The sequence below is a fragment of the Virgibacillus sp. Bac330 genome (assembly GCF_003667845.1).
GTDB lineage: Bacteria > Bacillota > Bacilli > Bacillales > Amphibacillaceae > Virgibacillus > Virgibacillus chiguensis.
In genome coordinates this window covers 3,416,004-3,439,811 of sequence record NZ_CP033048.1, presented here as the reverse complement: position 1 = coordinate 3,439,811, position 23,808 = coordinate 3,416,004, and the positions used below count along the sequence as shown (strand labels likewise).

Sequence of the window (23,808 nt, the reverse complement as noted above, 5' to 3'; positions counted from 1 at the left end):
GGGATAGCACGATGAATGAAGCGATTCAGAAAAATGGCGTTAGGGCATATATCATGGAAACGATTATGTTTTTTACGTATGCATTTTTTGCGGTTAGCTGGATTGCGGGGACGACACTGACCCCGCAAATTATGGAGCATTTTAAGTTGACAGATTTTGCTTCCGCGACATTTATTTCAAATGCAATTACGGTTGCTAAAATTATAGGTAATCTACTAGCAGCATGGTTTTTGGTTAAACTACAACCGAAAAAAGCAATTGCTTTTGCTTCGTTGTTAATTGTACTCGGAAGTGGTTTAGGTGTGTTCGTAACGGAATATTGGATGTTTGTTGTAACAAGGTTTATTACTGGTTTTGGGGGAGCCCTATATATTGTATATTTTGCACCAATTGTTATTCGTTATTTTGATCCAAAACGACGCTCTACTATTAATGGGATTAATGCAGCAGCTTATAATGTGGGAAGTATTATTGCTATGGTTGTTGTAACACCTGTTTTTACGTGGCTAGTAACTTGGCAAAATAGTATCCTGTTTTTTACAGCCTGTAGCCTTGTGTTATTCGTATTATGGCTCATATTTGGGGAAGATTTTGAACTAAATCAAACCTCTAACGATCAAAAAACGGTGAAAGCATACACATTTAAAGATGGTTTAAAGGATAAGTTTAATTATGTCTTTCCGTTTACTTATGCTGGCTTGTTATTGTTATATATCGTTATTCTTACAATTTTCCCAGTTTCAGATAGTGCTGCAATCAATCCAAAAACGCTGAGTACAGTAGTAGCGATCGCCGGAGTAGTCGGAACGATATTTGGAATTATGGTAACGAAGCGATTTGCTCGCCGTTTGCCAGTACTTCGTTGGTCAGGGCTAGCGATGACGGTATCAGCTGTAATCATGGTCATGACAACATCGGGTGCATTGGCGTTAGCTATGGCAGCACTGGTCGGATTCTTCATGTTCTTGCCAATGACAGCATTGGTTACGATTCCACAAGAGCTTCCTGATATGACACCAAGCAAATTAACGTTAATCATGGGATTTTTCTGGTCGTTTGCTTATATGTTTGAAACGGTTGCCTATTATTTGGTTGGAGTGTTAATTGATGTATCTGGCTTCCAGGCTGGATTATATTGTGCGATTCTATTAAGCTTATCATTTTTTATTGGTTCCTTCTTACTACCAGAAACAGGAGGGAAGACAGAAGATCAAAAGCAAGCAATCAGCTAAAGAAATGATGAAAGGGAGGCTTTACGATGGATATGAATCATGTTGAAAAAAAGCAATTTTCGTTAGACAGTTATACATTGGAATGCGGGAAAGCGATCCCTGTAACTTTAGGGTATGAGACATACGGGGAATTAAACAAAGACAAATCAAATGTAGTGGTAGTGGCACATTATTTTAGCGCTTCTAGCCATGCGGCAGGAAAGTATTCTCCTGAGGATGAGACAAGCGGCTATTGGGACTCTTTGATCGGCCCAGGTAAAGCAGTTGATACGAATAAATTCTTTGTTATTAGTACAGATAATTTGGCGAATGTACAAGCTTATCATCCGAAGGTAATTACAACAGGCCCAAGAACAATTAACCCAGAGACAGGGCAAATATGGGGGATGGATTTTCCGCCATTTACATTTCGTGATATGGCGGGTATACAGCATGATTTTATTACGAAACAGCTAGGTATTAAGAAACTACATGCTGTCATGGGGGCTTCAGCTGGTGGGTTTATTTCATTAAATTGGGCAGTCCACTATCCAGACATGGTAGAACGTATAATTGGAGTAATAACCAATCCACAAAATCCAGTCATAACATCGTTTAATGTGCTACAACATGCCATGCGAGCAATTGAACTAGATTCGAACTGGAACAATGGTAATTATGTGGACGATCAAGGACCTGAAGAAGGCTTGCACTTAGCTATTCAAATGATGAATGCAGGTGCGTTTACACCAGAGCTGTATGAAGATACATATCAGCGAAATAGTGATGAACAAGCTCCTTACGAATATCTTCATATGAAAACAGGTTACGAGCAACAGTTGTATGATGCTGTGAAAGCGGGAATGCCAGTTATGGATGCTAGTCATTGGTATTATACTTGTCGAGCAACGATGATGCATGATATCGCCCACGGTATAGGTTCATTAGAAGAAGCGTTAGACAGAATACAGGCTAACGTGTTAATGATTTCTTGCACGCGTGATTTACTCCAGCCGACCATTTATAATCGTCGTATGGTTGATATGTTGTTGAAATTAGGCAAAGAAGCAGAATTAGTAGAAATTGAGAGCTTAAAAGGGCATATGGCAGGCGTATTAGATGGGCATTTGTTCAGTGATGATATCCGAAAGATGCTACAAAAATAGCGTTGTAAGTGCATGAACGAAGTATAAACTTGCCTTAAAGAAAAATGCTTTGAGCTTTCTTTGTCTTTCTAAAATGAGGTATGGATTATACAGAATACATGAATGTATAATTTGTTCAATGGTTTGTAGACTATTCTTGGAGTAATAGCAAGGAGTGGAGGGTGAATAAACCTCCACTCCTTGTGCTTACTTTACCCCTCTAAATTGCTTTTGTGCTATACAGCTTCTTTATTCTAACAATTCACGATTTTGTAAGGTTTTTAAAGATTAATTCTGTTAGAATGGACGTAAGAAGAAAGGGAAAAGGAGGGGGTTACTTGTCTGAAATGAAAGATAAATTTGGACGTCCTTTACATGACTTGCGGATTTCTGTGACAGATCGTTGTAATTTTCGTTGTAGATATTGTATGCCAAAGGAAATGTTTGGAAACGATTTTTCGTTTATGAAAAGAGAGCAGTTGCTTTCATTTGAAGAGATAGAGCGAGTGGTGAAGATTTTTGTTCCATTAGGAATAAGGAAAATTCGCTTAACGGGTGGAGAGCCTTTGTTGCGTAAAGGTTTACCAGTGTTAATTGATAAGCTAGTGTCTATTCATGGATTAGAAGATGTTGCATTGACAACGAACGCCTCATTATTGGAGCGTATGGCTCCTCGTTTGAAGGAGGCAGGTTTGCATAGGGTGAATGTGAGCTTAGATGCCATAAACGACGATGTTTTTATGACAATTAATGATGCCGCTTACAAAACAGAAATGATTTTAAGGGGGATTGATAAGGCTAAAGAAGTCGGGTTAGGCGTTAAGGTCAATATGGTAGTAAAAAAAGGAATGAATGATCATCAAGTAATTCCAATGGCTACTTATTTTAAGAAACGTGGAATTACGTTGAGATTTATTGAATTTATGGACGTTGGTACAGCGAACGGTTGGAACTTTCGTCAAGTGATGACAAAAAAAGAACTTTATGATGAATTATTCAAGCATTTTGCTTTAGAAGCCGTAAATCCTGCTTATGTTGGTGAAGTTGCGAAAAGGTATCGTTATGTCGGAACGAATACAGAAGTTGGCTTTATTACCTCTGTTTCCGAGTCTTTTTGTTCTACTTGCACAAGAGCAAGAGTTGCGGCTGATGGGAAGCTATATACATGCCTCTTTGCATCTAATGGGTTAGATTTAAAAAGTATACTACGTTCTAATTCTGGTGATGAAGCTGTGCGTGCAGCGATTGTATCGACGTGGCAGAACAGAACGGATCGGTACTCGGATGAACGAACAGAAGAGTCGGCAAAGAATAAGACAAAAATTGAAATGTCTTATATAGGTGGCTAAGTTTCAAGCAATAGATGCGTAGATAAATAGAGTGAATCGATGCAAATTCACTTTGCTAAGGACTAATCAAACGATAAATATTATATTTCAAGTGTCATTTAATAGAAGGAGGGGTATGCATGGTAGAGGTTTTATTATTTGCACAGCTTCGAGAAGACATAGGAACAGACCGTTTACAAGTAGAGGCTGAAGAAATGACTATTCATGAATTGAAAAAGCAACTTCAGGAAAGCTATTCGTTATCGCAAATGGAAACAATAATGACAGCAATTAATGAGGAATATGTAATGGATTCAGAAGTTATAAAAGCTGGGGATACAATTGCTTTTATTCCTCCTGTAAGCGGAGGGTAATTTTATCTTGAATACCACTTTAATAATCGGAAAATGCAAGTCTAAGCGGAGATAACAACACCTAAATAATCTTTGAAAGATTTATGTTATATCAATGGGATACTAAACAATTCATGTGGGATAAAATCCTCACTGTATCTCTATTGGTGACCTCTTGAAATTTCCACCACTAAAGTCGTCGGTCTTTCACTTTACAGTGTAATGGGTGATTTCTCATAACTTTAAATAGCTCTACAAAGGAGGGCTTCCATGGAGCAGGATATAACTGGAGCCGTCATTGCGGGAGGGGCGTCAAGAAGATTTGGCTCCCCAAAAGCATTTGCTAAAAAAGACGGAAAAGCTTTTTATCAAATTTCCATCGCTGTATTGCGTCCGTTTGTTAAAAAGATTTTTTTGGTAACTAGTCCCGCTTTAGCGGCTTGCTTTAGGCATGATGATACGGATGTGAAAATCATAGAGGATGTCCCGCATTATCAAGGGGATGGTCCGCTTGCAGGAATTTACTCCGCAATGACGTCTTGTGAAACAGAGTGGTTGCTCACCTTGCCTGTCGATGTGCCGTTTATGAAGTCAGACGTACTAGAGGCTTTGTTGCGGGAGATGGGAGATGAGATAGAAGCCGTTATTCCCATAGTAGATGAAAAAATGCAAGTCCTTGTGGGGTTATTTCGTTGTACTATAAAAGACAAGATTAAAACGCAGCTTGATCAAGAAGAACGGAAGGTTGATCACTTATTGGAAAAAATAGCTACACGTTATGTGAAAATAGATGATACCAAAGCATTTTTTAATATAAATCGACAGTCCGAATATCACAAATATGTGGCTAATATAGAACATTAAGGGGGCTACACGATTGTTACAAGACCATCGAAAGGCATCACCAAACGCTGTTACATGTGCTATTTTAACCATCAGTGATACAAGAAATAAGGAAACCGATAAAAGTGGAAGATTCATTCAATCCTTTTTGGGAGAGGAAGGTCATGCTGTTTCTGCTTACGATGTAATCCCAGATGAAAAAGGCATGATTGAAATGCATATAAACAGCTATGGAACAGACATAGAAGCTGTGATTATAAATGGAGGTACAGGCATTTCCAAACGCGATGTCACCATTGAAGCTGTCAAGCCATTATTAGATAAAGAATTACCTGGCTTTGGTGAGTTATTTCGTATGCTTAGTTACCAATTGGACATCGGTTCAGCAAGCATGTTATCAAGAGCAGTCGCCGGCGTTTCGCAAAATCGTGTTATTTTTGCCATACCAGGTTCTAGTGGGGCGGTAAAACTAGCGATGGAAAAGTTAATCTTGCCTGAATTGGGACATCTTGTCATGGAAGTTAGCAAAGATTTAGAGCAAGGTTAAACAGGAAAATGATGAAAGAGGCTCGTATTATAAGACGTAAGTTTGAAGCGAGTCAATCACTTTTATTGAATGAAATAAAGTGGCAACAATAAGATACGTATAAAAGGATGGAGCAATGTGAAAAAACAAACCATACTCATACTTGTAGCTGTGCTCATCATTATAACTGCTTGTGGAAATGCATCTAACTCTAACTCAAATGCCAAAGGCTCCATAGAACTTACGATTTCTGCGGCTTCCAGCATGATGGACGTATTAACAGAAATAAAAGAAAACTTCGAGAAGGAAAACCCAAATATGGAAGTAACATTTAATTTTGGAGGGACAGGGGCGCTACGGAAGCAAGTAGAACAAGGGGCACCTATTGATGTCTTTTTTTCTGCTTCTAAAAAAGATTACGATCTGTTATTAGAGGGAGGGTATATTGAACAGGGCGAGGAATTGTTACATAATCAATTAGTTGCTATCCAGCCACAAGGTGGTCCTGTTTCAACGCTACAAAATGTTGTTAACACGAATCAAAAATTTGCTCTTGGTACACCGGAATCCGTACCAGCAGGCTTCTATGCACAAGAAGCATTACAAAAAATGGGTTTTTGGGATGAGTTGCAAGGACGAATGGTATTTGCTAAAGACGTATCTCATGTCTTGCAATTAGTAAAAGATAAAGCGGTGTCTGCTGGTATAGTCTATAGCAGTGATCTCCATCGTGTAAACGAAGTAGATATTATAGAGAAAATAGATGGCGCATTACATACCCCAATATCCTATTATGTAGCGGTCATTGAAAATGGTAATGAACGTTCTCAAGAAAAGCAAGCAGCGGCAGAACAGTTTTATAACTATGCGCAAAATGAAACGAGTAAAGCGCTATTTGAAGCTTACGGATTTGTCATTCGTGATAAGCTGGTGGAGGATACATGATGTGGTCTTGGCACCCTGTTCAACTTTCGTTAGTCGTAGCCAGTATCGCAACAGGGATAGTATTTGTATTTGCTATAATCGTTGCGTATTGGATGACCGAAAAAAATGTGAAAGGACGCGCCATTTTAGAGACGGTTGTCTTCCTTCCTCTTGTTTTGCCGCCAACCGTCATTGGTTTTTTATTAATTATTATTTTTGGTAATAACAGCTTTGTTGGGCAAGCTATCTCCTGGCTAACCGGACAACCCCTGTTGTTTACCGTCACTGCAGCGGTTATAGCTGCAAGTGTAGTTGCTTTCCCGCTTATGTATCAATCACTGAAAACCGGTTTTCAAATGGTTGATGATACTATTCGTGGTGCGGCCAAAGTAGATGGAGCATCTAATTGGAAGCTGCTATTTCTAATTACCATTCCGTTATCCTATCGGTCAATTGCCACGGGATTTATTTTAAGTTTTACACGGGCGTTTGGTGAATTTGGAGCAACCTTAATGTTTGCCGGGAATATTCCAGGAAAGACGCAAACCATTCCAACAGCCATTTATCTTGCTATTGAATCTGGGCAAACAAAAATTGCTACCTATTATGCGCTCATTAGCATTGGTTTTTCGTTTGTGTTGTTGTTTATGATGAACAGATTGACGAGGGTGGACGTTAAAAAATAGGAGGGTTGGGAGAAATCATTAAGACAGTATCCCACAGTGATGAAAGGAAAAATTACATTAGCAGACTAGATAGCCACTTTATTGTGAAAAGGTGGCTTTTAATGTATTTATGATAGTTTTTTTGTATAAATTACCTGCAAATTTTAACATAATTTAAAAAGTATGTTGAAATTAGAATGTGAAAGCGCTATAATTACAACATACAATATTTTGTATATTGTATGTTGTAATTAAGTGATCATACAATAAAGATTGGAAGTTTTAAAATTGATAGCAAAAAATAAGCTCGCTTTAGCAGAAAGAGAGTTAGGAAGATCTGTGGTAGCTATTAATTATGACTGGAACACAGAGAGAATAAGTAAAGGTCAAGGTGCTTTGTTTTTTGGAGTGAAAGACACGAATCAGATACCGAATCATGTATTAGACAAGCTAGATAGTGATCAAAATATGATTTGGCTAACAGTGGATAAAGCGGCAAGCAAGGGAAGAGCGATAGATACGGATTTGCATAACCCAATAACTTACCGATTAATGACAGGTTCTTCTAGCGGCGGACCAATTAACATTTTAAAAGGAATAAATGATTTCGCAATTGGAACAGATGGTGGAGGTTCCACCCTTGGTCCCGCAATGAGTTGTCAACTTCCTTCTGTGATAGGTTCAGGGATCGGGTTACATGTACAGCAAAAAAAGACATCAACTGATGGAATAGATTTTACTGGAAGTGTTGGCGTAATTGCCAAAGACATGTGGACATTAGCTTCAATTATAGAAACTTTAATTAACGAGGAACTTGAGCTAGTGGAAGAACCGAAGTTGAAAATCGCCATTCCAAAAAAAGGAACGATTACATGCCCAGATCAAATGGATATGCATGAAAAAGTTATATATTACTTATCAAAAATGGATTGTTCGCATATTTCCTTCTTAGAAGTAGACATGGCAGGGATTGATAATCGAGCTAGAGGTATAAACATTATTCAAGAAATTTTAGGTGAAAACGAAGCCGATTTAATTTTAACCTGTGAAGGACCGATTGATGTGTATGGTTATGGTGAAACAATTCCGCAACAGTTTGGGCAAGTTGGTCAAGAATTAACGAAGCATCATGGGAAATATCTTCTACGTTCAGCAAACATGTGCAACACAACAGCTATTACGGTTCCAACTGAAAACCTTGCAACTGGATTAGTCATTGTTGCTAAAGAGGGGGTTGGAAACTGCAAAAATGCATTTAATTTAGCCAAGAAGTTAGAAAAGGGAATCAATCTTCCAGATGTTTGGAAACGTTACTTTCTTGATAATGAACAAGAATTTAATGGTTTTCAGTTATAAAAAGGTAGATTGATTGGAAAGGAGTAAAGAATGAGTAGAATATGGGAAAGTTTATTTTCGAAAAATGGTTTGGCAGCAAAAGGCATTGCTAAAGAGCTCATTGATGTCAATGAGGGAGACAGAATTCCTAGAGTAGAAGATTTTGTTCAGAAATTATCTTTTGGACGGGGAACTATTCAAGGTGGATTAAATGTATTGGAGAGATTGCATGCAATTACGTTGGAATCTAGAGGGCATTTAGGAACCTTTTTAATGAATAAAGATATTCACATATTAAAAGAAATTGCAGGAATAGGTTCTTTAATGGGCGCAATGCCATTACCTTATTCCACACGTTATGAAGGCTTAGCAACAGGATTAATTGAGGTATCAGATGTGATGCATAAACGTTTGGATTTGGCATACATGAGAGGATCTAAGCAGCGTTTGGAAGGGTTAAAGTCACGTAGATATGACTTCGTTGTCATGTCTAAGTTAGCTGCTGAAGAAGAAATGAAGCATAATGATAACCTACAAGTAGCTATTAATTTTGGCCCCAAAACATACGTAACGGCACATGAAATTTTTTTAGCAGACCCTTCCAACAATCAAATCAAAGATGGCATGCGGGTTGGAATAGACTTTTCATCTATTGATCAATCCAAGATTACTCTATTGGAATGTGACAAGATTAATGTGGAATTAGTACCAATCAATTACATGCAACTATTTGAGAATCTGCAAAATGGGAGTTTGGATGCGGCAGTATGGAATGCAGATGAAAGGAGAACAAACAAAACTTTCAAAAAAGTAGGCTTTCGAACAAAAGAAGCAAATATGCTTTCGGAAAAAGCTTCCACATCCGTTATTTTAATTGAAAAAGATCGAACTGACGTACATGATTTTCTCTTAGGATTGGAAACAAGAAAAATTATTGAAATACAAGAGCTAGTAGTTAATAAGAAAAAACTACCACATTACTAAATTTATTAAGGTAAGGGGATAGCGTGATATGAACGTACAAGATCTCAAAGACAGATTAAACTTGTTGTTGGAAAAATGCTTAATAAAACAAAAGGAATATGATATTGCTACTATTGCATTTGAAAGGTTATTAAAAATGCTTAACAAGCATGATATCGAGCAAGCAGAGATGCTTTTTACTCATTTACCGATGGCTTTAAGTCGTATTGAAAAAGGAGAAGAAGTAGAAAAACCTGCAGTTGAGTTAATGAAAGAAGTAAAAAATTCCAATTACTTTCCGTTGGCAAAGGAGCACGTTTTCTTTATTGAAAACAGATGGGGGGCGCCTTTGCCAGAAGGAGAGAAGGAGTTTTTATATATGCATTACACAAATGTAATCAATTTAAATTCACAAGGAGGACAATAAAATGAAAATTGTTATCGGTGGTCAAGTAGAAAAAAAGACAATAGAGTCACTAATAAAGGAAATGGATTCATCCATTGAAACGGTAATTAAATCAGATTTAGATGCTGCAATGGCTATAAAGTCAAACCAAGCAGATTATTATGTGGGTGCTTGTCATACTGGTGGTGGCGGTGCATTGGCTATGGCTATCGCCTTACTTGGAAGAGATCAATGTGAAACAGTTTCCATGCCTGGTAGGAAGCCAAATAATGATAATATTATCGAAGCGGTTAACAGCGGTAGAAAAGCATTTGGTTTTACTGCAGATCATGTCGATGCTGCGGTACCAATGATTATTAATGCATTAAGAAATAAATAGTAAAGGAGGTGCTTTGTAAGCTATGGAGACTTTATTTATTGTGTTAATTGGAGCGATGGCGGCCATTTTAGCAAACCAAAATATTGCAGTGTTTAACGATGGTTTAAGACCAGTCGTCGGAGAACATATTGAAGGAAGGCTAAAGCGTAGAGAATTAGGAGTAACGGCTTTTGCAATGAGCTTTGGATTAGTCATTGGGTTTGGTATCCCTTTTACATTATCAGCTAGTATTATTTTGATTCATAGCATTTTACTAGGTACAGATATTATCGGTTTAATCACACCAAAGAATAAATGGGGAACCCCTCTAGCAGCTGCCGTTGGAGGATTATACGGATGGGCATTATTAGCAGGTTTAGAAAGCTTTGTGAAGCTCTTTGATTATTTACCTGTTAATTTTTTAGAACCATTAGGAGAAGTGGGAACTCCTGTTGTAGTAACGTTCATGGCTTTTCCAGCTTTAGCAGTTGCTATGCAATTTAGTATTAAAAAAGGTATTCTAACATTTGTTTTAGCAGCTTTGGTACGGCAGCTTACCGTATTTGTTAATGAAAGCGGATTCCTTTCCATTGGTGAAAATGTTATTCAATTAAATCAAGAAGGTATGGCACTCATTGTTGGAATGATCTTTCTATTTTTCTATGCAATGAAAGAAAAAGGGGATGAAGGATCTTCTGTTGATTTGGCTGCCATGTTTAGTGAAAAGGTTAAATCTATTAAAAATAATGTCATATATTTTGTCATTATAGGGGCTCTCATTGCAGGAGCGACAAATTTATTAATCATGGCTGGTGATCCAATTTCTCTCAATCTAATTGCAGAAGGAAAAATTACAGATGCTGGGATTGCAGCTGCAGCTAGAGCAATTGGATTTATTCCACTAGTAGCTAGTACTGCGATTGCGACAGGTGTTTATAGTCCGGTTGGGTTTACATTAATTTTTGTTGTCGGCTTATTTTCGCCAAATGTTTGGGTTGCTGTAATTGTTGGTGGAATAATCAGTTTTCTAGAAGTTATGTTACTAAGTTCAATTGCAAGATTTTTAGACAAATATCCTGGTGTGAGAAACTCTGGTGAAAATATTCGTAGTGCTATGACAAAACTATTAGAAGTCGCTTTATTAATTGGCGGTGCGAATGCATCTAATATGATTGCACCTGGGTTCGGCTTCTTCTTTATTGCTGGTTTTTATCTATTAAATGAAGTAGCTGGTCGTCCGATTGTCCGTATGGCAGTAGGTCCTGTTGGCGCAATTGCAGTCGGTATTATCGCTAACATCTTAGTCGCTTTAGGCCTAATGAGTATTCCACAATAAAATGAATGAAACCACAGGAGTGATGATATGATACAAACTGTAAGAGGTAGGATTACTACAGATGACTTTGGGGTATGCGCAGCGCATGAACATTTATCCATTGATCTATCAAAAGTGAAAAATGATCCAGACACTATATTAGATGATGAAGAAAGTATGATTTCTGAGTTGAATCATTTTTATCGTGCGGGTGGCAGATCGCTAATAGAATTAACAAATGATGGAATGGGTAGAAATGTTTCACGTTTAAAAACGTTAAGTGAGAAATCAAATGTTCACATTGTAACTTGTACAGGATTTTATAAAAATCCCTTTATTCCTGATTTTGCTAACAGCTGGGACCGTCATCAGTTTGCAACGCATTTTATTCGTGAAATAGAAGAGGGAATAGGAGATAGCGGAATATTTCCGGGGATAATAGGTGAAGTTGGAACAAGCTTAAATGAGATGAAGCCAGTAGAAAAAGAACTAATTATCGGTGCTGGAAAAGCAGCTTTAGCAACGGGATTAACGGTTAGTACACATACGACGTTAGGAACAATGGGGCGTGAGCAAGTAGAAATGCTTTTTAACGTTGGCTTGGATAAAGATCAAATTATTATTGGTCACCAAGACCTCAATCCGAATAAAAATGAAGTGCTAGAGGTGCTTCGTTCTGGAGTTTATATTGGATTCGATACAATTGGAAAAAATAACTATAGGCCAGATGAAGAACGTTTATCGTACTTGATCGATTTTATTGAACGAGGTTTTCAAAAACAAATTTTACTTTCCGCTGATTTAACTAGGAAATCTCATTGGAAAAAGCATGGTGGTCCTGGATATGATTTAGTACTTAATAAGTTTGTACCAATTCTACGGGAGCAGGGCGTCTCTAATCATGTTATAGATGATTTGCTGATTCATAATCCTGCGAACGCCTTATCGATAAAGGAGCGTTTATAGTGGCTTATGATAAATCAACATTAAAGTACGCCGATTCTGTTATTCCAACTTTAACCGTTAAAGAAGCGCAACAATTACAGTTTAAATTAGTTGATTGTATGAGTGAGCATTTTTCTGGCGATCAGTTTTTATCAATGGGAGATTTAGGAGTTGCTCCACAATATAAAAAGCCAGAACAAACAAAAAGGGTTGAACGAACACTTGCTACATTTTTTGGTGTAGAGGATGCTTCACTAGTGCGAGGGGCTGGCACTGGCGCAATTCGTACTATACTAAGTACATTGATGTCAGCAGGAGATCAAATGTTCATTCACGATGCCCCAGTATATACAACGACTCAGGATACCATTCAAATGCTGGGAATTAAAACAAAGAAAGTAAATTATAATGATGTGGAAGCTGTTAAAAGAGCAGTAACAGCAGAGGATACTTGTAAAGTTTTTTATGTTCAACATGCACGCCAAACACCTACTGATATCTATGATTTAAAGACAGTTATTCAAATGGTTAAACAGGAACGACCAGATATCGCCATTGTTGTTGATGATAATTATTGCGCTATGAAGGCGTATGGGATTGGTGTTGAGTTTGGGGCGGATTATTCCACTTTTTCTGGATTTAAAGTACTTGGACCAGAAGGAATTGGGATAATTGTTGGTAAGAGTGAAGCGATCAACTTACTTCAAGAAAGAAATTATTCAGGCGGTGGCCAGATTCAAGGATATGAAGCAATGGAACTGTTGCGCATGATGACCTTTGCGCCTGTAGCTCTTGCTACGCAAAATGAACAGGTGGAAGAAGTTTGTAAGCACTTAAATGAAGGTATAATTGAAGGAATTGATCATGCATATATGGTAAATGCACAATCAAAAGTGATTATTGTAGAACTGCGACAGCCAATTGCTCAAGCAGTTATTAAAGTGAGCAATCAATTGGGGGCAGCAACACACCCGGTGGGGGCAGAGTCTAAGTATGAAATTATACCAATGATCTATCGTGTTTCAGGCAGTTTTATTGCCGCCGAGCCAAAGTTAAAAGAGTATGGCTTACGAATTAACCCAATGAAATCTGGATCTTCAACGGTTTTAAGCATTTTAGATAAAGCAATAAAATCAGTACAATAAATACAGTTTTCAACAGAAAGCAGGAGGATGCCCATGTTTTTGGACGTAACCAAACGTAGAAATCCACAACTAATAAAGACTGGTGTTACTTTTCATCAATCTGGGGAAATCCCGCCGAACACATATATAATAGATGTGGACATACTAAAAGAGAATACACGAATGATGGCAAAAACGGCTAATGATCATCATTTTAATCTTTATTTTATGACAAAACAACTTGGGCGAATTCCCGAGTTGGCGAAAATTTTTACAGACAATGGTATTGAAAAAGCTGTTGCCGTAGATTTTGATGAAGGTAAAGTTTTGGCTGAAAATGGAGTAGCTATTGGAAATATTGGTCATCTAGTTCAACCAGGGAAAATGCAGTGGAATGAAGTATTAAGCTGGGAGCCAGAGGTAGTTACGATATTTTCCTATGAAAGAGCCAAGCAATTATCAGAAAGTGCAGTGAAGCTTGGAATGAAGCAAAATATCTTACTCAAGGTCTATGGTTCAAATGATAAAATGTATAGTTCCCAGGAAGGCGGAATCCCCTTAGAGCATCTTTCTAAGACAGTTGCCGAAATTCGAAAATTATCAGGTGTAAATATTGTTGGCGTTACTACGTTTCCCAACTTGGAAATAAACCAAACAGAGACGAAAATGGTTCCTACAACTAATATGCATACGTTAATGCAGGCGAGAGCCATTTTAGAGAATGAAGGAATTGAAATAAAGCAAGTCAATGGCCCAGGGGGAACTAGCTGTCAAACAATACCTCATCTAGCCTTACAAGGTGTTACACACGGTGAGCCGGGGCATGGGTTAACAGGTACAACCCCATTACATGCATATTGTGATTTACCTGAAAAGCCAGCTATTATTTATGTTTCTGAGGTATCGCACAGGTTCAAAGAGCAATATCAAGTAATAGCGGGAGGGTATTATGGACGTTCTAATATGGAAGGCTGTTTTGTAGGACATGAGGAACAAAGTATATTGAAACGATACGTTCGTGCTTATAACAACAGCCCAGAATCTATCGACTACTATGGTTCTATAGATAAATCGGATAACTTTCAAATAGAAATTGGAGATACAGCTATTTTTGCCTTTCGCACCCAAATATTTGTAACACGAGCGCATGTAGCACTAATAGAAGGAATACAAACTGGTAATCCGAGACTTATTCATTTAGAAAGGAAGTGGTGACATCATGCCTAAAATGATGTTACTTGTCATTGATAGTTTTGGTATAGGGGCGATGGATGATTGTGCTGCATATATACCTTCTGATTGTAATGCAAACACTTATAAACATATTCGAGAGGAAAAACAATACGAGCTGGATATACCGAAGATGTACGAGATGGGCTTAGGAACACTTGTAGATGGTAGACCTGTGCCAGAAAATGCGTATGGCTACTCCAAATTGGCGCACCATGGAGCAGATACCTATCTAGGGCATCAAGAAATTGCTGGAAGCTGTCCGAAAAAGTCTTATAAAAGATTAATGAAAGATATTCATGCTCAACTAAAGCAAGCTCTGGAAGAAAAAGGATATAAGGTCACATATCCAATTGATTCTTGTCCTATTCTTCTAGTTGACAACGCCGTAGTTGTTGGGGATAACTTAGAGTCTGAGGTTGGTAACATTATTAATGTGACAGCAGATTTTAAAAAAATGCCGTTCAACAAAGTTAAAAAACTAGGAGAAGTCATTCGTGCCAATGTAGATACAACGAGAGTTATTGCATTCGGTGGTCCATACACTTCCATTGACCATATATTGTCTTGTGTGAAGGAAAAAAATAAAGGGCAGTGGGGTGTGGACACACCCAAGGCGAAAGTTTATGGAGAAGGGTACGATGTTTATCATATGGGGTATGGTGTAGAAATTAACAAACAATTCCCTATGATTGCTGCAAAACATGGGCTAAAAGTTTATCGCTTAGGAAAAACGGCGGATGTCTTGCATGGTGAAGGCCCCGCTGAGCCTATTGTGAACACGACCCAATTATTAAAAAAAGTTGATGAAGCGTACCAAAAAGAAAAAAACGATGCAGCATTTTTGGTAAATGTGCAAGAAACGGATTTAGCAGGGCATGCCGAAAATGTAGATTGGTATTGTGAATTGTTAAATGAAACGGATCAATGGTTACAAAAGTTCATTCCTAAATTGGCTGAAGATGACATTTTAATTATTATGGCTGACCATGGGAATGATCCAACCATCGGACATTCTAATCATACACGAGAGTATGTTCCAATTATGGTGGTAGGCAAAAAGGTGAAAAAAGTGAATATTGGTATGAGGGAAACTATGTCTGATGTTGGTGCAACCTTCTGTGAATTTTTTCATTTACCTGCTACAGCAGAAGGTGTAAGCTTTCTTCAAGAGATTATAGAAGAGTAATATCCGCCAGATTTTATTAATCATATTTTTAGAAAAGCTTGCTTGTCGCCAAGTCTTATGGCGCAAAAGTCCCGTCGTTTTTCTATAGTTTAAGATAGAATAATGCGCTTAAAACGTAGGCTTATCCTGTGAATACTTTCTTGTGTGCACAGGATTTTTTTAATTTGTGGTATTGAATTGTATATGAATAGGTAAAGTAGTTTTTATAAAAAGTATAGTATTAAATTTCAACATGATTTTAAGACTACTTAAATAGTAAACCTTTGTTTTTGCGATACTATTGGAGCGAAATGAATGGTATAAAAATAGCAGGGTATACCCCCTGCTATTTAAAGAAAATCACGCTGTCATGTTGCCATAATGAAAGATTTAAGGGGCGAGTTTATTAGAAAACAGCTAAAAGCTAGTTTGTCTCCCGATGGTAATCACCGTTTTTTCCTCCGCTTTTCTCTTGTAAAAAAGTTGGTCCAATCGTCATTCCTTTGTCGATTGCCTTACACATGTCATATACCGTCAAAGCTGCTGTGGCAGCTGCAGTCAATGCTTCCATTTCTACTCCAGTAGACCCGACTGTTTTCACTTCAGCTTCAATCACTAACTGATACATATCGTACGCCTCTAGTTCCACCCAAGTAAAGGAAAGATCTACACTGCTAATGGGAATCGGATGGCACATCGGAATAATGGATGATGTTTGCTTCGCGCCCATAATACCAGCTATTTGAGCAACACCTAGCACATCGCCCTTTTTGTTTTTTTGTTCAACAATATTTTCATAAACTAATTTATTCATGTTGACACTTGATCGGGCAATGGCTTTTCGCTCACTTTCATGTTTGTCGGATATATCAACCATTTTAGCCCTGCCATGTTCATTAAAATGGGAGAAATCTGCCATGCTGTCACCTGCTTTCTTTATTCAGAAGAGAGATTCTATAACTCTATTTTACCATTGGATAGCGGTTAAACAAAATAAGTTTTCCTTGCCTATGACGTTACGTCATAAGTTAAACTAAGGAGGGAGAGAAGAGCAAGGGGAGGAGATTGGGCATGACTGAAACGAATTTTACAGTGAAGCAGTTTGCAAACATGATTGGTATAACGGAGCGTACGTTACAATACTATGATCGAAAAGGAATATTAAAGCCAACCAGTTACACGGATCACGGTCATCGCTTGTATACGTATGAGGATATATTTACCGCACAAAAAATCATTACATTCAAATATTTAGGGTTTTCGTTAAAAGAGATTAAAGCACACCTTTATGAGAACGCTGCGAAAAACATGCAGGAAACGTTAAAAGAGCAAAAAAAATTACTTGAAGAAAAACGAGATCACCTTATTCATGTCATTCGCACTATTTCAAGAGTAGAGAAGATGGCAGACATGAGCGAAATAAATAAAGATTTGTTATTAGCAATTATTCATGCAACGCAGGCAGAAGAAAATGTGGAGCAATGGCTAGCCAATCATTTGTCTCCATCTGCCATGGAGAAAATTTTCATGCGCCATTTGTCTGAAGAAGAAAGGCTGGAAATAGAACGCAAGACGATGGTATATGTACATCATTTACAACAACTATATCATCAAGGTCTCTCTCCAGAGCATGCTGACGTGCAAATGGAAGTAGCACAATTGCTAGAATACATTGGGAATTTATGGGGAGAGGATATTTTTGAACAAATAAATGCGTTAGAAATAGAAGGTGATGCTCTATATCACTTTACTTTCCTACCAAAAGAAGTAGAATCGTTTATTAGTCAAGCTATTGACGTCTATATGGAACAGATGGAGTTCGAGGAGGAATGTTAAAGCAGATAGGTTTGATGTATATGCGTTTGTGGTATTATGGCGTAGTCGTTTGGTTGAAAAAACATCCAGCACCTGCTAGGGATGAAAATGTGTATACGTATCATCAAACGTCACAAATGAAGGTAATTACAATAGTTTTCAGTATGCTAACGATTTTAGAAGGAGGTCTGTTGCATTTCCTTCTGCATTTTTGGAATGAAACCATTGCTTGGATTACCACCATCATACATGTACATGCGCTCGTTTATTGCATGGCGCTGTTTCAATCAGCAAAACATAAGCCTCATGTAATAGAAGGGAATAAGGTTAACATACAATTTGGCTTTCAAAGTAATCTAGAATTAGATATTCGTAATATAAGCGAGATTGTAGCTGCACAACCCATTTCCTTTGAAACGAAAATACCAAAGCATACTTATGTTTCGCACATGCAGTGGGATGATCCACATTATACGTTCATACTTAAACAAGCTGTGCCATTGAAAAAGATCTTTGGCAAAACAAGATCTATCACATCTGTTGTGTTAAGAGCTGATGATATGGAAGGGATGATTGCTAGAATAAAAGATTTCCCATATAATATAGACGAGCAGTTGCTCAAGGAAGATGAAAAGGTGAAAAAACATGAACATAAGGAAGTATCATCCAGATGAACTGGATCAATTAGTGGATATTTGGTATCAAGGCTCCCTGTATGCGCACAATTTTATCGAGCAAGCGTACTGGGAGTCACAACGAAAAGCGATGAAGGAAACGTATTTGCCAATGGCGGAAACGCATGTTATTTTGGCGGACAGCGAGATAGTAGGTTTTATTGCAATGGTTGACAATTATTTAGCAGCTGTATTTGTGAAAGTTGCTTGTCAAGGAAAAGGCTACGGTAAAGAACTATTGCAATTTGTTAAAGCAAACCGCAATCACATACAATTAAAAGTCTATCAGAAAAACAAGCAGGCGGTCGGTTTTTACCTCAAGCAGGCTTTTGCAATTTGTGAAGAATTGGTAGATGAACCTACAGGGGAAAAGGAATATTTGCTGGAATGGAAAAAATAATTGCTTGCATTTCTTTGTTCGAAGGAAGCGGTTTAAAGCGTGAAGAAGTTAACAACTTTAAAGGAATTTTTTCTTCGTTGACTATTTTTCAGAATGTGTAACATAAATGGATATGGATGTGAAGCGTTTCTGCGTCAGTTTCATCTATAAGTGGAAGGAAAGAAAGGGTACCATGAGGTATCCTTTTTTTTACACTATAGGAAAGCATTCCTGTAATAAAGCAAAATGAGGATTGAACTAAAAAAGCCCCCTTGGTATGATACGAGGTGTCCAATGCTGTTGAGCAAAACTGGACCCTTAAAATGAACCAAGGAGGACTAACATGAATTATAAACAAAATGAGAAGATATTACAACTGACAGACAAATCTTTAATTATTGGGGTCGACATCGCCAAGAATAAACATGTTGCTCGCGCACAAGATTTCCGCGGGGTTCAATTTGGAAAGCCGCTATACTTTGAAAACGCGTTGGAAGGCTTCCAAACGTTCATTCATTGGATGGATGAATTAGCCATACAACAAGAGAAATCCGATTTTATTATTGGTATGGAGCCAACGGGGCACTATTGGCTTCCTTTGGCCTATTGGCTAATGGAAAAGCAACTGAAAGTAGTCGTAGTAAATCCAGCACATGTAAAAAAATCAAAAGAGCTGGATGACAATTCCCCAACAAAAAATGATGTAAAAGATGCCAGAGTCATTTCACGCTTAATTCAAGATGGACGTTATTCTGAACCGCATCTACCAGAAGGGATCTATGCAGATCTCCGAGAAGGCATGAATATGTATGACCAATTACGAAAAGACCTGCAGGCAGTACAAGGACGCGTCCACCAATGGATAGACAGGTATTTTCCAGAATACACGACTGTCTTTACGAACTGGGAAGGGCAATCTTCTTTACAGGTTTTAAAAATGGGTTTGTTTCCAGATGAAATCTCTCAAAAAGATGAAATGGAAATCCTGTCAGAAATTCGAAAAGAGGTAAAAAGAGGAGTTGGCTTAAAAAAAGTAAGACAATTGAAAGAAGCTGCTCGCCATTCCATTGGTATCCAAGAAGGAAAAACCATGGCGAAACTAAAGATTCAAACATTAATGGATCAGTATACGCTCCTTCATGAAAAGATAAATGAATTGTGGGAAATGATAGAGGGGCTTACGAGTAGGATTCCTGGTGTACAGGAAATGGCAGCTATAAAAGGCGTAGGTGACGTCACAATCGCTGCATTTCTGGCAGAAGTCGGCGATCTCCATAATTATAGCCATCCGGAGCAAATTATTAAATTAGCAGGTTTAAATCTCAAACTAGCAACATCAGGAAAGTGGCAAGGAAAAACGGTCATTACCAAGAGGGGCCGACCAAAGCTACGCGCTCTGTTGTTTAAAGTGATCCTGCCATTGGTAAATCACAATCCTGCATTTAAAGCAATGCATGCGTATTTTACAACAAGGAAAGAAAACCCGCTGAAGAAGAAACAATCATTAATAGCACTGTGTTGTAAATTAATTCGAATATTATTTAAAGTAGGTAAACAACAAGTAGCCTTTAGTCCAGAAAAAATGTTACGTGATATTCCGCATTTTCGCTTACAGAATGCAGCTTAACTAAGTAATAACGAAACCTCCGTTTAGACGTTTTTTAAGAAGTTCATTTTATACAAATACGAGATAACAATGGAAGCACGGAGCAGCCGGCAATTTTTATACAATCGGGCAATGACCCTGTAGGAAAGCAACGCCGGCCCCACTTCATGGATAGACCGAACGAAGGAATGTATGCGCGAAGACGCTGTGAGATGTGGGAGGGTTTGTCACCATGAGTATTGTGGGATGAGAAGGTGCGATCATAGCAGTGAAAATTCCCATTTTTTTCAAAAAGAGAAGGATGGCTTATTAAGTGCACCCTTCTACATTAAAAATTATGCTTACACGGTCTTAAATATCGTTAATGAGTAAAAAATAAAATGAAATTCTAAGAAAAACAAAGAAAACAAGAGAAAACGTTAGTATATAGAGGGAGTATAAAGTCTATAGATTTATAGTATAAGAAAAACAACGCCATTCGCCATAAGACTTGGCGACAAGACAAGTTTTTCTAAAATGAAATAATAAATTTCCCTATAAATGGTGAAATGCTTGAAAGTGACGTTACGTCATTTTGTATACTTACTATAACGTAGGAAAAGTGGGGGGAGAGTTTGTAGTGATTTCTATAAAAGAAATAACCAAACAGACGGGAATAACGGTACGAACGATGCGATACTATGACCAAATCAATTTACTTTCACCAGCCGACAAGACGGAAGGCGGGCATAGACTGTATGGAGAGAAAGAGCTAATAAAATTACAAGAAATTCAGTTTTTGAAAACGTTAGGATTTAGTCTGCAAGCTATTAAGGATATGCTGGAGAATGAAAACCATGATTGGTTTAGTGGTTTGCAAAATCAATTGAATTACATTTTAAAAGAAAAAGAAAAGCTAGGGGAAATGGAAAGCATCCTACGTGGGTTGTTACATGAAATGGTACTGGAAGAGCAAGTTGATTTGCTTCAATTACAAAAACTCATTCAAATTTACCAGAAAGATTTTCATAAAAGGGAAGCGTATTTAAAACAAATGTTTGATCAAGAAGAAAGAAAACTGTTGGATATGCTTCCAAATATTAATCACGGTGATCCAGATACAATGGAATGGATCGCGCTAATGGCCCAATTAAAACAGCATATGCTAAAAGGAGTCTCTGCACCAGAAGTGCAACGAATTATTAGACGGATGGATGAAAAAACGGTGGAGGTTTACGGTGATTGTCCAGAATTTATAGATAAGTTATGGGAAATAAGAAAATCACCTGAAAAATCACAGGAAGCTGGTTTTTATCCAGTGGATCAAGAGCTATTAGAGTTTGTAGAAAAAGCGTTTGTTATTTTTCAAAACAATAGAAAGGAAGCTTGATTACATCTTTTCATAAGGGGTTGATCATCTGAGTTTTTTTGTAACGTATAGCTGGGAAATATTTATCGTCGCCGAAGTGTTATCCCTCCTTTCATTACTACTATTCGGCCTGTTCCGATACTTTTTCAATAAGACGAAAACGAGCGCATTATTTATCTGCTTGTTTTTCATACTATTAGTTGCAGAAGCCTTATTGGGTATGTATGTATATCAGCATACGGGAGAGATTTCAAATTTTCTTATCGTAATTACGATTTTTGTCATCTATGCTTGTACATTTGGTATCTTTGATTTCATAAGGTTAGACCGTTGGATGCGGAATAAGATTGGAAATTGGCGTGGCGTAGAATTGCTAACGGATAAAGATTATATCATTATGGACAGAAATAAAAATCCTAAATACATTGCCAAGAAGTATCGTATCTCTTCTATAATTCATATTGTATTGTTTATTCTAGCGCAAACCATTTTCTGGTCATTAGGAACAGACAGTTGGGAGGAAATGAAAGCATATCTGACTGATTTATCATGGGTAGAGCAAGGAGACTTTACACAGTCACCATACCCGAATAAGACACTTTTTTCTATTGGAATGCTATGGGGGATTGTATTTGTAGTCGATCTCATATATTCATGGTCGTACACGCTTTTTCCAAGTAAAAGATGAGTTTTTCTTTCTGCTGAAGCGATCATAAACGGGTAAAGGAAGCTGTTTTCTAGGAAAGGATTTTAACCTACATAGAAAATGGTGGAGATAGGTCATGAACAGATGTTTCGGTTTTTAAAACGAATGAGAATAACTAATGAAAAATTTTAACGTTTTTAGCCAAGAAGTCTCCATCTTCAAGCGTGTGAAGGGTGAAATTCCAGCGGTAAGGTGGAGATGAATTGGCTTTCGGTCAAGTACGTCTTTAGACGTGCTAATTGACCGAACGCATGTTACCATAAGAGCATGAAGTGTTCTTTGAAAACTGGATATATGAGGTTGCATGGAGAAACTAATAATGCGAAAACCAAGCGAATCCTTCCATGCGTAAAATATCCAAGGTACGAAAGAAACTCCGATTCGTCGGACATCTAGGGCAGGAACTTCCCGAAGTAACGCTCATGGAGACGAAAGGTTGCTTTCGTCGTGGAAATGAGAAGCTCCCACTTCAAGCGAAGCTAAGTGGGGAGTAGTTCACAGCTACATCCAACAATTAAAAACATAGGGAACCTTCAATAGGAAAAATAGTATAAAAAGGTCTAAGTTTTATAATAATATGCGACTTAGACCTTGAAAGAATAAAAATATCTTCTAAGAACATGTTCCAGTGGTATAAAGCGCACCTACTGCATTTGTGTATATTCTGTCCGTAAAGTTAAATTCCATGGAATAGTATTAAGCTCATACGATATTAATGATAATGCTCTTCCATCTCCATGGCCTCTTCCTGTGTTCGATGTACCGTTCCAAATGGGTGGTTTGGCGGTCCGTAAATAGAATAAAGCTTCAATGGTTTATCGCCTGTATTTGTTATGTTATGCCATGTGCCAGCAGGAACCATAATGGCATAGTCATCATAGACGTTACGCTGAAAAGTGAGATTATCTTTTGTATTGCCCATTTGTGTTATTCCTTCCCCTTCTTCAATGCGTAAAAACTGGTCTACGTTTGGGTGAACCTCTAATCCAACATCTCCACCTACGGGAATACTCATGACGGTTACTTGTAAATGATCTCCCGTCCAAATGGCTGTGCGAAATGTTTCATTTTCCTCTGTAGCTTCCTCAATATTTACCACATATGGTTTTCCGCCGTAGTCTTTCAAGTGTGAACGATCGTCTACTTGGTAAAAGGGATTTGGATAAGCCGGATAGGCATAAGCAAAATTTTGATAAGCTAGAGGTGCACCATCCATATTTGCATGCATAGGTGCATACCTACTATAGTAATTTGGATTGTTCATATAGTAAGGATAAGGATTTACATACGGATAATAATACATATTGTTCCATCCTTTCTAATCATAATTACCATATCCTATGCAGAAGGATGGGCGAATGTACATATTTGACACTACAGGAAAGTGAAAATTTTTTAAGCCTGAAGGTATAAGCGAAACAACGACGGTTTATCGCCAAAA

General features: G+C 37.7%; 25 protein-coding genes. 23 read left to right on the top strand and 2 right to left on the bottom strand.

Annotation, left to right across the window (positions count from 1 at the left end; all coding sequences use genetic code 11):
• Nucleotides 1-11: 11 nt before the first annotated feature.
• From D9780_RS16055 to D9780_RS15975, 17 genes are all read left to right on the top strand, one after another.
• Complete coding sequence (locus D9780_RS16055) at nt 12-1,232, top strand: MFS transporter (RefSeq protein WP_205601092.1); 1,221 nt, start codon at nt 12-14, stop codon at nt 1,230-1,232.
• 32 nt (nt 1,233-1,264) lie between these two features.
• Nucleotides 1,265-2,377: an alpha/beta fold hydrolase gene (locus D9780_RS16050; protein WP_121641525.1), complete on the top strand. Its 1,113-nt coding sequence runs from the start codon at nt 1,265-1,267 to the stop codon at nt 2,375-2,377.
• A 326-nt stretch (nt 2,378-2,703) separates the two neighbouring features.
• A complete protein-coding gene (moaA, locus tag D9780_RS16045; protein ID WP_240458837.1) occupies nt 2,704-3,705 on the top strand; it encodes a GTP 3',8-cyclase MoaA in 1,002 nt (333 codons plus the stop codon).
• A 119-nt stretch (nt 3,706-3,824) separates the two neighbouring features.
• A complete protein-coding gene (gene moaD / locus D9780_RS16040; protein ID WP_121640791.1) occupies nt 3,825-4,058 on the top strand; it encodes a molybdopterin converting factor subunit 1 in 234 nt (77 codons plus the stop codon).
• Nucleotides 4,059-4,307: 249 nt separating this feature from the next.
• Nucleotides 4,308-4,901, top strand: coding sequence for a molybdenum cofactor guanylyltransferase (locus D9780_RS16035; protein WP_121640790.1), 594 nt, complete (start codon nt 4,308-4,310; stop codon nt 4,899-4,901).
• 13 nt (nt 4,902-4,914) lie between these two features.
• The gene (locus tag D9780_RS16030) at nt 4,915-5,427 is read left to right on the top strand and encodes a MogA/MoaB family molybdenum cofactor biosynthesis protein (RefSeq protein WP_121640789.1); all 513 of its coding nucleotides are present in this window, start codon (nt 4,915-4,917) and stop codon (nt 5,425-5,427) included.
• Nucleotides 5,428-5,544: 117 nt separating this feature from the next.
• Nucleotides 5,545-6,351 carry a molybdate ABC transporter substrate-binding protein gene (modA, locus tag D9780_RS16025; protein WP_121640788.1) on the top strand — a complete coding sequence of 269 codons (807 nt, stop codon included), beginning with the start codon at nt 5,545-5,547 and terminating at the stop codon, nt 6,349-6,351.
• Complete coding sequence (gene modB, locus D9780_RS16020) at nt 6,348-7,016, top strand: molybdate ABC transporter permease subunit (protein WP_121640787.1); 669 nt, start codon at nt 6,348-6,350, stop codon at nt 7,014-7,016. Before modA ends, modB begins: the two co-directional genes overlap by 4 nt.
• A gap of 267 nt (nt 7,017-7,283) precedes the next feature.
• On the top strand, nt 7,284-8,351 hold the full coding sequence (locus tag D9780_RS16015; protein WP_121640786.1) for an amidase: 1,068 nt from the start codon (nt 7,284-7,286) through the stop codon (nt 8,349-8,351).
• A gap of 30 nt (nt 8,352-8,381) precedes the next feature.
• Entirely contained in the window at nt 8,382-9,314 is a 933-nt protein-coding gene (gene yhfZ, locus D9780_RS16010; protein WP_073006964.1) for a GntR family transcriptional regulator YhfZ, read from the top strand.
• A 28-nt stretch (nt 9,315-9,342) separates the two neighbouring features.
• Nucleotides 9,343-9,720, top strand: a complete 378-nt coding sequence (locus D9780_RS16005; RefSeq protein ID WP_121640785.1) for a PRD domain-containing protein — start codon at nt 9,343-9,345, stop codon at nt 9,718-9,720.
• Between the two features lies 1 nt (nt 9,721).
• The gene (locus tag D9780_RS16000) at nt 9,722-10,078 is read left to right on the top strand and encodes a DUF2620 domain-containing protein (protein ID WP_121640784.1); all 357 of its coding nucleotides are present in this window, start codon (nt 9,722-9,724) and stop codon (nt 10,076-10,078) included.
• A 22-nt stretch (nt 10,079-10,100) separates the two neighbouring features.
• Nucleotides 10,101-11,393, top strand: a complete 1,293-nt coding sequence (locus D9780_RS15995) for a YhfT family protein (protein ID WP_121640783.1) — start codon at nt 10,101-10,103, stop codon at nt 11,391-11,393.
• 27 nt (nt 11,394-11,420) lie between these two features.
• Nucleotides 11,421-12,338 carry a phosphotriesterase family protein gene (locus D9780_RS15990; protein ID WP_121640782.1) on the top strand — a complete coding sequence of 306 codons (918 nt, stop codon included), beginning with the start codon at nt 11,421-11,423 and terminating at the stop codon, nt 12,336-12,338.
• Nucleotides 12,335-13,462 (top strand): aminotransferase class V-fold PLP-dependent enzyme, encoded by a 1,128-nt coding sequence (locus tag D9780_RS15985; protein ID WP_116278482.1) that lies wholly within the window; start codon nt 12,335-12,337, stop codon nt 13,460-13,462. The genes D9780_RS15990 and D9780_RS15985 overlap by 4 nt, the downstream gene beginning before the upstream one ends.
• Nucleotides 13,463-13,495: 33 nt before the next feature.
• Nucleotides 13,496-14,656 (top strand): YhfX family PLP-dependent enzyme, encoded by a 1,161-nt coding sequence (locus D9780_RS15980; RefSeq protein ID WP_121640781.1) that lies wholly within the window; start codon nt 13,496-13,498, stop codon nt 14,654-14,656.
• A gap of 4 nt (nt 14,657-14,660) precedes the next feature.
• Nucleotides 14,661-15,860, top strand: coding sequence for a phosphopentomutase (locus D9780_RS15975; protein ID WP_121640780.1), 1,200 nt, complete (start codon nt 14,661-14,663; stop codon nt 15,858-15,860).
• 403 nt (nt 15,861-16,263) lie between these two features.
• Here D9780_RS15975 and moaC read toward each other — a convergent pair whose 3' ends face one another.
• Complete coding sequence (gene moaC / locus D9780_RS15970; RefSeq protein WP_121640779.1) at nt 16,264-16,758, bottom strand: cyclic pyranopterin monophosphate synthase MoaC; 495 nt, start codon at nt 16,756-16,758, stop codon at nt 16,264-16,266.
• Nucleotides 16,759-16,910: 152 nt separating this feature from the next.
• On the opposite strand from moaC, the gene D9780_RS15965 reads away from it, so the two are divergent.
• The 6 genes from D9780_RS15965 to D9780_RS15940 all read left to right on the top strand — a co-directional run bounded on the left by D9780_RS15965 (nt 16,911) and on the right by D9780_RS15940 (nt 22,349).
• Complete coding sequence (locus D9780_RS15965; RefSeq protein WP_121640778.1) at nt 16,911-17,675, top strand: MerR family transcriptional regulator; 765 nt, start codon at nt 16,911-16,913, stop codon at nt 17,673-17,675.
• Nucleotides 17,669-18,328, top strand: a complete 660-nt coding sequence (locus D9780_RS15960; protein WP_121640777.1) for a hypothetical protein — start codon at nt 17,669-17,671, stop codon at nt 18,326-18,328. The genes D9780_RS15965 and D9780_RS15960 overlap by 7 nt, the downstream gene beginning before the upstream one ends.
• On the top strand, nt 18,300-18,728 hold the full coding sequence (locus D9780_RS15955; protein ID WP_073006983.1) for an N-acetyltransferase: 429 nt from the start codon (nt 18,300-18,302) through the stop codon (nt 18,726-18,728). The genes D9780_RS15960 and D9780_RS15955 overlap by 29 nt, the downstream gene beginning before the upstream one ends.
• Before the next feature lie 322 nt (nt 18,729-19,050).
• Nucleotides 19,051-20,334: an IS110 family RNA-guided transposase gene (locus tag D9780_RS15950; RefSeq protein ID WP_121639338.1), complete on the top strand. Its 1,284-nt coding sequence runs from the start codon at nt 19,051-19,053 to the stop codon at nt 20,332-20,334.
• Between the two features lie 598 nt (nt 20,335-20,932).
• Nucleotides 20,933-21,682: a MerR family transcriptional regulator gene (locus tag D9780_RS15945; protein WP_121640776.1), complete on the top strand. Its 750-nt coding sequence runs from the start codon at nt 20,933-20,935 to the stop codon at nt 21,680-21,682.
• Between the two features lie 199 nt (nt 21,683-21,881).
• Complete coding sequence (locus D9780_RS15940; protein WP_371413750.1) at nt 21,882-22,349, top strand: hypothetical protein; 468 nt, start codon at nt 21,882-21,884, stop codon at nt 22,347-22,349.
• A gap of 730 nt (nt 22,350-23,079) precedes the next feature.
• On the opposite strand, the gene D9780_RS15935 is transcribed toward D9780_RS15940, so the two are convergent.
• Nucleotides 23,080-23,670, bottom strand: coding sequence for a cupin domain-containing protein (locus tag D9780_RS15935; RefSeq protein ID WP_116278491.1), 591 nt, complete (start codon nt 23,668-23,670; stop codon nt 23,080-23,082).
• Between the last annotated feature and the right edge of the window lie 138 nt (nt 23,671-23,808).